At 71.8% G+C, this 10868-nt stretch carries 9 protein-coding genes and 2 tRNA genes; 7 read left to right on the top strand and 4 right to left on the bottom strand.

Annotated elements, in window-relative coordinates:
* A partial coding sequence (locus tag DKL51_RS25765) for a zinc-dependent metalloprotease (protein WP_148097845.1) occupies positions 1-1072 on the bottom strand: 1072 nt, incomplete at its 3' end.
* A 115-nt stretch (positions 1073-1187) separates the two neighbouring features.
* Between DKL51_RS25765 and DKL51_RS25770 the strand changes: the two genes are divergently transcribed.
* The 5 genes from DKL51_RS25770 (at position 1188) to DKL51_RS25790 (ending at position 5982) form a co-directional block, all read left to right on the top strand.
* A complete protein-coding gene (locus DKL51_RS25770; RefSeq protein WP_165823152.1) occupies positions 1188-2201 on the top strand; it encodes a YlbL family protein in 1014 nt (337 codons plus the stop codon).
* Between the two features lie 123 nt (positions 2202-2324).
* Positions 2325-5279 (top strand): UPF0182 family membrane protein, encoded by a 2955-nt coding sequence (locus DKL51_RS25775; protein WP_185734923.1) that lies wholly within the window; start codon positions 2325-2327, stop codon positions 5277-5279.
* Between the two features lie 47 nt (positions 5280-5326).
* Positions 5327-5403, top strand: a tRNA-Met gene (locus DKL51_RS25780).
* Between the two features lie 143 nt (positions 5404-5546).
* Positions 5547-5620 (top strand) — tRNA-Met (locus DKL51_RS25785).
* A gap of 113 nt (positions 5621-5733) precedes the next feature.
* A complete protein-coding gene (locus tag DKL51_RS25790; RefSeq protein WP_109945416.1) occupies positions 5734-5982 on the top strand; it encodes a hypothetical protein in 249 nt (82 codons plus the stop codon).
* Positions 5983-6061: 79 nt separating this feature from the next.
* On the opposite strand, the gene DKL51_RS25795 is transcribed toward DKL51_RS25790, so the two are convergent.
* A complete protein-coding gene (locus DKL51_RS25795) occupies positions 6062-7387 on the bottom strand; it encodes an ABC transporter substrate-binding protein (protein WP_109945417.1) in 1326 nt (441 codons plus the stop codon).
* A 159-nt stretch (positions 7388-7546) separates the two neighbouring features.
* On the opposite strand from DKL51_RS25795, the gene DKL51_RS25800 reads away from it, so the two are divergent.
* Entirely contained in the window at positions 7547-8380 is an 834-nt protein-coding gene (locus DKL51_RS25800) for a phosphoribosylaminoimidazolesuccinocarboxamide synthase (protein ID WP_109945418.1), read from the top strand.
* Here the strand turns inward: DKL51_RS25800 and glpK are convergent, their stop codons facing one another.
* Together glpK and DKL51_RS25810 are read right to left on the bottom strand one after the other, a co-directional pair.
* A complete protein-coding gene (gene glpK, locus DKL51_RS25805) occupies positions 8381-9865 on the bottom strand; it encodes a glycerol kinase GlpK (RefSeq protein ID WP_109945419.1) in 1485 nt (494 codons plus the stop codon).
* Between the two features lie 73 nt (positions 9866-9938).
* The gene (locus tag DKL51_RS25810; RefSeq protein WP_109945420.1) at positions 9939-10406 is read right to left on the bottom strand and encodes an ATP-binding protein; all 468 of its coding nucleotides are present in this window, start codon (positions 10404-10406) and stop codon (positions 9939-9941) included.
* A 120-nt stretch (positions 10407-10526) separates the two neighbouring features.
* Here DKL51_RS25810 and DKL51_RS25815 point away from each other — a divergent pair.
* Positions 10527-10868: DUF5931 domain-containing protein (locus DKL51_RS25815; protein WP_221623241.1), on the top strand; the 342-nt coding region annotated here is incomplete at its 3' end.

Here is a 10868-nt window from a genome sequence, read left to right on the forward strand (position 1 = left end):
TCGCCGCCCAGAGGACCGACGCCTCGCGCAGCCGGCGCGGGCGCAGCTCCAGGCCGACCAGGGCGGCGAACGTCTGCTCGGCCGGCCCACCGGCGGCCCGGCGCCGGCGGAACGCCTCGCCGAGGCGGACGACGTTGGGCAGCCGGTCGCCGGCCGCGGTGTCCACCACGTGGCCGACCCAGCCCTCGACCAGCGCGAGCACGGTCTCCAGCCGGGCCAGGGACGCCTTCTGCGCCGGGGTGTCCTCCGGCGTGAAGATGCCCTCCAGGGCGATCGCCTGCATCGACTCCGGATCGGTCGGGTCGAGCCGGCCCATCGCCTCCTCGATCGCCTCCCGGTTGACCCGGATGCCCGAGGCGTAGTTCTCCACGGCCGTGAGCACGTGCCCGCGCAGCCACGGCACGTGCTGAAAGAGCCGCTGGTGCGCGGCCTCGCGCAGGGCGACGTAGAGGCGTACCTCGTCCTCGGGCAGCTCCAGGCCCTCGCCGTACGCCCGGATGTTGGCGGGGATGAGCGCGGCGGTGCCGGCCGGGCCGAGCGGCAGGCCGATGTCGCCGGCGGAGAGCACCTCCGCGGCGAGCGAGCCGAGCGCCTGGCCGAGCTGGCCGCCGAAGAGGGCGCCACCGAGCGTGGCCACCATCGACTGCATCGGGCCGAGCTGGGCGCGCGCCTCCGGCGGCACCAGGTCGCCCATCGCGCCGACCATCCGGCTGGCCACCGGGTCGCAGAGCTTGCGCCACACGTCGAGGGTCTTGTAGATCCACTCGTTGCGGTTCCAGGCGACCGACGTGCGGATGCCGGAGGGCCACGAGGTGGCGGGCTCCAGCCAGAGGTCGGCGATGCGCAGCGCCTCCTCCACCGCGTTGCGTTCGAACGGCGAGACCGCCGGGTCGCCGGTGGCGGCGAGCTGACTGGCGGCCACCTGCCGGGCGAGGTCCCAGTTGACCGGCCCGCTGCCCGGCGCGGAGAGCAGGTGCTGCAACTGCGACATGAACTGCTGCATCTGCGCGGGATCGTTGGGGTCTGGTGGTTGCCCACCCGGGAGCGCGAATCCGAACGGAATATCAGGCACGACATCTACGGTACGCGTGCCCCACCCCAGGTCGCCGCTGCTGGCGTTGCGCTGAGGGCGAAGTCCGGCCGTCGCTGCGCCGGACGCCGCCGCGTGGATCGGTACGCTCTGCCGCATGAGACGTCGCGGCGTGACCGTACTCCTCGGTGCACTGCTCACCGCCCTGCTCAGTATCGGCGTGCTGAGCGTGCCCATCCCGTACGTGGTGCTCGGCCCCGGCCCGACGGTCAACACGCTCGGCACCTCGGACGGCAAGGAGGTCATCCAGGTCTCCGGCCGCGCGACGTCCACCTCCGCCGGGCAGTTGCGGCTGACCACGGTCGGTGTGCAGCCCACCGTCAAGCTCCGCTCCGCGCTCGCCGGCTGGTTCTCGCCGGACGAGGCGGTGGTGCCCCGCGAGCTGGTCTACCCGCCGGGCGAATCGCAGGAGGAGGTGGAGAAGCGCAACGCCGAGGACTTCCAGAACTCGCAGACCAGCGCGGAGACCGCCGCGCTGCGCGAGCTGGGCTTCCCGATCCAGGTCCTGGTCAAGGGCGTCACCGCGGGCGGCCCGTCGGCCGCCGTGCTCAAGCCGGGCGACGTGCTGACCTCCGTCGACGGTCAGCCGGTGACCAGCGCCGCCCGGCTGACCGAGCTGATCCGCGCCAAGCCGGCCGGCACCCCGCTCAAGATCGGCTACACCCGCAACGGCACCGCCGCCACCGCCACCGTGACCAGCCGGGAGCAGGACGGCCGGCCGCGGATCGGGATCGAGATCGACCAGCAGCAGCCGCACCCGTTCACCCTCAAGATCGACCTCGGTGACATCGGCGGGCCGAGCGCCGGCCTGATGTTCGCCCTCGGCATCGTGGACAAGCTGGAACCGGCCGACCTGACCGGCGGGAAGGTCGTCGCCGGCACCGGCACCATCGACGACGAGGGCCGGGTCGGTCCGATCGGCGGCATCGCGCAGAAGCTGGTCGGCGCCAAGGACGCCGGGGCGAAGGTCTTCCTGGTGCCGGCGGAGAACTGCGCCGAGGCGGTCCGCAACCCGCAGCCCGACCTCCCGCTGCTGAGGGTGGCAACCCTCGACGACGCGCTCAAGGCGCTGGATACGCTGCGCGCCGGGGGGCAGCCGACCCGCTGCTGAGCCGGGACTCCGCGACCGAATGCGATCGTGACGTGACCTTGACCCGACGTATTCAGGAACACCCCGTACTCTGGGTCCCTGGTCGGAGCCGATCACATCGAGCGTGCGGAGCCAACAGTGGTCATGCGTAGCAGCCCCCTGCCGAGGATGAGCCGGCGCGGACGCGTCACCATCGGGGTCCTGATCGGGGTGTTCGTGCTCTTCACCCTGCTCGGGTGGGGGGTCAACGCCTGGACCGACTGGCTCTGGTTCGACGAGGTCCGCTACACCCAGGTCTTCACCGGGGTGCTCGCCACCCGGCTGCTGCTCTTCCTGGTGATCGGGCTCGGCATGGCCGCGATCATCGGTGGCAACCTCTGGCTGGCCCACCGGCTGCGGCCGCAGCTCCGCCCGCACTCCCTCGAGCAGGCCGCCCTGGAGCGGTACCGGATGCTGCTCAGCCCCCGGCTCGGCGCCTGGATCGCCCTCGTCTCCGCGGTGATCGGTCTCTTCGCCGGGCTGTCGGCGCAGAGCCGGTGGGGCCAGTGGCTGCTCTTCCGCAACGGCGGCAGCTTCGGCGTCAAGGACCCGGAGTTCGGAGTCGACGTCGGGTTCTACGTCTTCCAACTCCCGTTCTGGCGCTACCTGCTCGGTGTCGGCTTTACCGCGGTGGTGCTCTCCCTGCTCGGCGCGCTGGCCGTGCACTACCTCTTCGGCGGGGTGCGGCTGCAGGGTGTCGGCGACCGGATGACCAATGCCGCGCGCGCCCACCTGAGCACCCTGGTCGCCGTCTTCGTCCTGCTCAAGGCCATCGCGTACGTGCTGGACCGGCGGGCCATGCTGCTGGAGTACAACGAGGGCACCAAGCTCTACGGCGCCGGCTACGCCGACGTCAACGCGCTGCTGCCGGCCAAGGAGATCCTCGCCTACATCTCCGTCCTGGTGGCGATCGCGATCATCGTGTTTTCCAGCGCGGTGATGCGGAACCTGGTCTGGCCGGGCATCTCGCTCGCCCTGCTCGGCGTCTCCGCCGTCGCGATCGGCGGCATCTACCCGTGGGCGGTGCAGACCTTCGAGGTCAAGCCGAGCGCCCGGGACAAGGAGGCGCCGTACATCCAGCGGAGCATCGAGGCGACCCGGGCGGCGTACGGGCTGAGCGGGACGAAGACGACCGGATACGCGGCGAACAACCTCGTCCCGCCGGCGAACCTGGCCACCGACACCTCGGTGGTGTCGAACGTCCGGCTGCTCGACCCGCAGCTGGTCTCCGAGACGTACACCCAGCTCCAGCAGGTGCGCGGCTTCTACGACTTCGGCCCGAAGCTGGACATCGACCGGTATGCGGTGGGCGGCAAGACCTCCGACTACGTGGTCGGCGTCCGTGAGATCAACTACGGCGAGCTGACCCAGAACAACTGGATCAACCGGCACACCGTCTTCACCCACGGGTACGGCCTCGTCGGCGCGCCGGCCAACCAGGTGGTCTGCGGCGGCCAGCCGTACTTCGTCTCCGGCTTCCTCGGCGAAAAGGCGCAGGAGGCGTGCTCCTCGCAGACCGAGCAGATCCCGGCCCAGCAGCCGCGGATCTACTACGGCGAGCGGATGGAGCCGAACGACTACGCGATCGTCGGGCAGTCCGGGGACCGGAACGTCGAGTTCGACCGCCCGACCTCGACCGGGGGAGAGCAGTACTACACCTACAGCGGCGAGGGCGGCGTCAAGATCGGCTCGTTCACCCGTCGGCTGCTCTACGCGATCAAGGAGCAGGAGTCGAACTTCCTCCTCTCCGAGGCGGTCAACGACAACTCGAAGCTGCTCTACGTGCGCAACCCGCGTGACCGGGTGGAGAAGGTCGCCCCGTTCCTCACGCTGGACGGCGACCCGTACCCGGCGGTGGTGAACGGCCGCGTCCAGTGGATCGTGGACGGCTACACGACCGCGGCGACCTACCCGTACGCCGAGCGGGTCAACCTCCAGGCGGAGACGACCGACGAGCTGACCGGGCGGGGCACGTTCCAGCTCGCCCGGGAGAACATCAACTACATCCGTAACTCGGTCAAGGCCACCGTCGACGCGTACGACGGCACGGTCCGGCTCTACCAGTTCGACGACAGCGACCCGGTGCTGAAGGCGTGGAACAAGGCGTTCGGCGGCGACCTGGTGCTGCCGAAGTCGGCCATCCCGCCGGAGCTGGCCGAGCACTTCCGCTACCCGGCCGACCTGTTCAAGGTGCAGCGGAACCTGCTCACCAAGTTCCACGTCACCGACCCCGGCGACTTCTACTCGGGCCAGGACTTCTGGCAGGTCCCGAACGTGCCGGACGCGCCGGACAGCGGCCAGAAGCAGCCGCCGTACTACCTGTTCACCCAGTTCCCCGGGCAGGAGGGGCCGCGCTTCCAGCTCACCTCCGCGGTCACCCCGAACGGCCGGCAGAACCTCGCCGCGCTGGTCTCCGGCTCGTACGTGGACGGGCAGCCGAAGCTGGAGGTGCTGGAGCTGCCGGACCAGACCCGGATCTCCGGCCCGGTGCAGGTGCACCAGCAAATGACCAACAACGGCGAGATCCGGCCGCAGCTCAACCTGCTCTCGTCCAACCAGGCCCAGGTGCAGTACGGCAACCTGCTCTCGCTGCCCTTCGCCGACGGCATGCTCTACGTCGAGCCGGTCTACGTGAAGAGCAGTAACCAGGACGCGTATCCGCTGCTGCAGAAGGTGCTGCTGTCGTACGGCGACGGCGGGTCGTACGTGGTGCTGGCGAACAACCTCAACGACGGCATCAAGCAGCTCGTCGAGCTGGGCAAACGGGCGGGCCAGGGCAGTCCGCCCACCGGCGGAACCAACCCCCCGCCGAACACCGGGGCCAACCCGCCCCCGCTCACCGGTGCGCTGGCTGATGCGGCCGGCAAGGTGCAGAGCGCCATCGCGGAGGTGAAGGCCGCGCAGGCGTCCGGCGACTTCGAGCGGTACGGCCGGGCGTTGAAGGCGCTGGACGAGGCGATGACCGCGTTCCAGGAGGCGCAGGCGGCGGTGGGCACCTCGTCCGGGCCGGCGCCGAGCGGCAGCCCGGCCCCGTCGGCCTCGGCGTCGCCCAACCGCTGACCCGGTTTTGCGGGTCGGCCGGTGGTGCGATATTGTTGACGGACCGACGCGGGGTGGAGCAGCTCGGTAGCTCGCTGGGCTCATAACCCAGAGGTCGCAGGTTCAAATCCTGTCCCCGCTACCACGACGGAACGGCCCCGAGGATCTGATCCTCGGGGCCGTTTCCGGTTCCCGGCGACGGCCGACGGACCTGTTCGGGGCCCGGCGGACGTGATCGGGGACCCGGCTGATCTCCCCGGCCGGGATGCGATAGGCTATTGAAGCCGACGCGGGGTGGAGCAGCTCGGTAGCTCGCTGGGCTCATAACCCAGAGGTCGCAGGTTCAAATCCTGTCCCCGCTACTTGTTCGCGAAGGGCCCCGGAGATGCCTCCGGGGCCCTTCGCCGTATCTTGTCCCACCCTGTGTCCAGTCGTCCGGCCTGCCCCGGTTGCACTTCTCGGCGAGGATGAGCTCATGTCTGCATGGAGCAAGTGGTGGGGCCGGCTCGGCGCGGTCCTCGGTACGGTCGTGCTCTCGGTGTTCGTACCGGTCGCGGCCTGGGCGTCCACGAGTTCGGGCGAGCTGGTGACGGAGGCTGCCCGGCGGAGGTCCCGGGGCGGGGGAGGCTTCCTCGGCCTGCTCTGCTGCCTGGTGGTGGTCGTCGCGATCGTGCTGCTGGTGTTGCGGCTGATGCGGAACCGGCGGGGCGGACCGCCGCGCTGAGCCGACCGGGCCCGCGGCCGGCGACCATCGCCGCTGCGGGCCCGCGGTCCGTTCCAACGGCGCCGCGAGCCCGACCGGATCACTGGGCCAGCGCCGCGTTGGCCTGGGCCATGAACCGGGAGGTGGCCGCGCGGGCCCCGGACCGTCCGGAGCGGACGCTCTCGGCGGCGGCGACGAGCAGGGCCCGCACCTTCGCGTGCCCCTTCGGCGGCGGCGCGGGAACCGGGCCCAGCAGGTCCTTCAGGCCGGAGCCGAGCGCGACGACCTCCTTCTGCGCCCGGTCCGTGATCCCCTCCTCGACGTAACCCCGGACCGGCAGGCTGGCGTTCAGCCCCCGGTCCAGGCCGAGGAGCCGTCCCGCTGCCACGTTGCTGGTCAGGAAATTGATCACGTCGACGACCACTCCCGGGTGCCGGGTGCCGCGGAACCCCGCCCAGTACATCGAGGCGCGGGGCCACTGCGCCGCCGGGGTGCCGGGGAAACCGCTCAGCCCCAGCTCGTCGTGCGTGTAGCGCTGGAGTTCGGGCAGCTGGTACGACCACGCGAACGACGCCGCCGCATGCCCGGTGACGACGAGCTGGTGGGCCAGGTCTCCGGTGTCCGCCTGCTCCACCAGGGCGGCGCTCGGCGTGGCCCGCCGAGACCTGGCCACCTCCCAGAGCTCGAACCACTCGACCAGCTCACCCGCGCTGAACCCGAGCTGCCGTCCCTGGTACAGCTCGCCGCCCTGGCCCCGCAGCCAGAGCCAGAGCGCTCGGTAGTCCCCGGAGGCATCCATCGTGCCGGCCACCGTGCCACCGGACGCCCGGGTCACCCCGGCGGCCCACTCCACGTACTCCCGCCACGACATGCCGGTCCGTGGCTCGGGCAGTCGAAGCCGGTGCAGCAGCTTCCGGTTGTAGACGACCGCGGCGCTGGTCTCCGCGGCGGCGACGGCCATGGTGCGGTCGCCCACCTGCCCGTAGCGGGCCAGCCCCGGCGGCAGGCCGCGCAGGTCGAGACGGTTGTCCGCGACGCGGTCGGTGAGGTCCAGCACGATCTCGCGTTGCGCGTACTCGGTGAGGAGGGTGTCGTCGATCTGGAACAGGTCCGGCACGTTGCCCCCGGCGGCTTGGGTGGCCAGCCGGTCGTAGTAGCCGGTCAGCGCCTGCCAGGTCACCCGGAAGCGGACCCGGGGGTTCTGCTGGGAGTAGAGCCGCAGCGCCTTCTCGGTGGCCTCGGCCCGCCGGGTCCCGCCCCACCAGAAGACGGAGAGTTCGATCGGCCCGTCGTCGACCCGGGTCTCCTCCTCTGCGCCACATCCGGTCAGGCCTCCGGTGGCGAGCAACGGCAGGCCAGCCAGCGCACCGAGGAGCCGACGCCGGTCGACGCCGGGACGGAGCGGCACCGACGGGAGAGCGTGCACGGGTACTCCTCGGACGCTGGCGAGGTGCGGCGGACGGATCATTTACACAGGCCGGCCGGGCGGGTGTCAACGGCCGGGCGGGGCGGGCCGCGTCGCCGGTCGGCGCGACGCCCGGTGGCCGCACCGGGCGGTCCGCCGGCTCATGGTGTACTAGGCGCCGTGGAACTTCTGCACTCCGGCAAGGTTCGGGACCTCTACGCCGACGGCGACGACCTCATCCTGGTCGCCTCCGACCGCATCTCCATCTACGACGTGGTGCTGCCCACGCCGATCCCGGACAAGGGCCGTCTGCTCACCGCGCTGTCGCTCTGGTGGTTCGAGCAGCTGGCCGACCTGGTGCCCAACCACGTCATCTCCGCCACCGACGTGCCGGCGGAATTCGCCGGCCGGGCGATCCGCTGCCGCCGGCTGGACATGGTCCCGGTCGAGTGCGTGGCGCGCGGCTACCTGACCGGCGGCGGTTTCGCCGAGTACCAGCGCACCGGCGCGGTCTCCGGCGTCGAGCTGCCGCGGGGTCTGGTGGAGGCGTCGATCCTGCCCAAGCCGATCTTCACCCCGTCGACCAAGGCGCCGAAGGGGGAGCACGACGAGCCGATCACCTACCAGCAGGTGGTCGACAAGGTCGGCGCCGAGACCGCCGAGCAGCTGCATCGGATCACCCTCGACGTCTACCGGCGGGGCGCCGAGATCGCCGCCGACCGGGGCATCCTGGTCGCCGACACCAAGATCGAGCTGGGCTGGGCGCCGGACGGCACGCTGGTCCTCGGCGACGAGGTGCTGACCTCGGACTCCTCCCGGTTCTGGCCGGCCGAGTCGTACCAGCCGGGCCGGGCGCAATTCTCCTACGACAAGCAGTACGTCCGGGACTGGGCCACCGAGAGCGGATGGGACCGGCAGGGCCCGGCGCCGGAGGTGCCGGCCGAGGTGGTCGAGGCGACCCGGGCCCGCTACGTCGAGGTCTACGAGAAGCTCACCGGCAACCACTGGGCGTAGTCAGTCCACCCAGTCGAGGGTGCGCTGCACCGCCTTGCGCCAGTTGCGCAGCTCCCGCTCCCGGTGCGCCGGGTCCATCCGCGGCGTCCACTGGGCGTCCGAACTCCACTGCTCGCGCAGGGTGGCCAGGTCCGGCCAGAAGCCGACCGCGAGGCCGGCCGCGTACGCCGCGCCGAGGCAGGTGGTCTCGGTGATCCGGGAGCGGACCACGGGCACGTCCAGCACGTCGGCGAGGAACTGCATGAGCAGGTTGTTGCCGGTCATCCCGCCGTCCACCCGCAGCCGGCGCAGCGCCACGTCGGAGTCGGCATTCATCGCGTCGACCACCTCGCGGGTCTGCCAGGCGGACGCCTCCAGCACCGCGCGGGCCAGGTGGCCCTTGGTGATGTAGGCGGTCAGCCCGGCGATCACGCCCCGGGCGTCGCTGCGCCAGTGCGGGGCGAAGAGCCCGGAGAAGGCCGGTACGACGTAGCAGCCGCCGTTGTCGTCGACGGTGCGGGCCAGCTCCTCGATCTGCGGTGCGGTGGAGATCAGCCCCAGGTTGTCCCGCAGCCACTGGACCAGCGAGCCGGTGACCGCGATCGCGCCCTCCAGGGCGTACACGGCCGGCTGGCCGTCGATCCGGTAGGCCACCGTGGTGAGCAGGCCGTTCCGGGAGGCGACCGGGCTGGCGCCGGTGTTGAGCAGGAGGAAGCTGCCGGTGCCGTAGGTGCACTTGGCCTCGCCGGGCTGGAAGCAGGTCTGGCCGAAGAGCGCGGCCTGCTGGTCGCCGAGGGCGCTGGCCACCGGCACTCCGGCGAGCACCCCGTCCGCGGTGCCGTAGACCTCGGCCGAGGAGCGGATCTCCGGCAGCATCGCCGCCGGCACCCGCATCGCCGCCAGCAGCTCGGGGTCCCAGTCGAGGGTTTCCAGGTCCATCAGCATGGTCCGGCTGGCGTTGGTCACGTCGGTGACGTGCCGGCCGGTCAGCTTCCAGATCAGCCAGCTGTCGATCGTGCCGAAGAGGACGTCGCCCCGCTCGGCGCGCTCGCGCAGTCCGTCGACGTGGTCGAGCAGCCAGCACAGCTTCGGGCCGGCGAAGTAGGTGGCCAGGGTCAGGCCGGTGCGGGTGCGCAGCCGCTCCTCGTCGTACCGGTCGGCCAGGTCGCGGAGCAGCGGGCCGGTGCGGGTGTCCTGCCAGACGATGGCGTTGGCCACCGGCCGGCCGGTGGACCGGTCCCACACCACCGTGGTCTCCCGCTGGTTGGTGATGCCGATGGCGGCCAGCCCGTCCGGCCCGGTGCCGGCGGCGTCCAGCGCTTCCAGCACGACCCGCTGGACGTTCTCCCAGATCTCGTCCGCGTCGTGCTCGACCCAGCCGGGCTGCGGGAAGATCTGGCGGTGTTCGCGCTGGGCGACGGAGACGATCTCCCCGGCCCGGTCGAAGACGATGCACCGTGACGAGGTGGTGCCCTGATCGATGGCGGCGACGAACTCTCCGGTCACGGCAGCACCGTACCCGCCGGGCGCCCGCCCCGCCGCCCGGCGGGTGGCCGGTACGGGTGGCGGTCGGGCGGGGCTAGTCGGCGCGATGCCGGCCGCTGCGTTGGTGCAGGGCGAGGGCGGCGCTGATCCGTACCGTGGTGCCGGCCGTACCGGTCTCGACCTCCATCGAGTCGCTGAGCTCTCGGGCCAGCCAGAGGCCCCAGCCGCCGGCGGTGTCCGCGGCCGGCCGGCTGCGGTTGTCGAGCCGCTGCGCGCTGATCCCCCGCCCGTGGTCGGCGACCTGGCAGACCAGGTGGCCGGTGCGGCGCCAGAGCCGCAGCGAGCCCTGCCCGCCGCCGTGCCGCACGGCGTTGGTGATCAGCTCGTTGACCGCCAGGACGAAGTCGTCCAGCCGCTGCCCCCTGAGCCCCGCGGCGTGCGCGCAGGAGGTGACCGAGTGGCGTAGCTCGGTCACCTGAGCCTGTTCGAAGGCTTCGGCGATGAGGAGAGAAGGGTCGATGGGCACAACCGTACGCGGTGCGGGGAGTTCAGCGTTCGTCATGGCCCCGTCCGAACAGTCGGTCCCAGAGTTTTCGCGGCATTTCCACCGTACGTCAGGGTTTCCGGAGCCGCATCCACCGCCCTTCCCCGCGTCGCCCCCGGCTGTGGCAGGGTGTCGCCCATGCCGTCGTCCCCCGGAGGCCTGGAGGTCCCCCTCTGGCGGTCGATCGCGGTGTTCCGGTTCGCCTCCCTGGCGTACGTCGGCGTGCTGGTCCTCCGCGACGCCGACCGGTACGCCCACCCGCTGGCCGCCGGCGGCGTACTGCTGCTGATGCTGGCCTGGAGCGGGGTGACGGCGGCCGGCTACGCGCGCCCGACCGGGCGGCGCTGGCCGCTGCTCCTGGCCGACCTCGGTGTGGTGCTGGCGATCCTGCTGGCCGCGCCGTGGGTGGTCGGCCCCGCGGCGCGGGCCGCCGGTGTGCCCGCCCCGACCGTGGTCTGGGAGGCCGGGCCGGTGCTGGCA

The organism is Micromonospora globispora (genome assembly GCF_003857015.1).
Lineage (GTDB): Bacteria > Actinomycetota > Actinomycetes > Mycobacteriales > Micromonosporaceae > Micromonospora > Micromonospora globispora.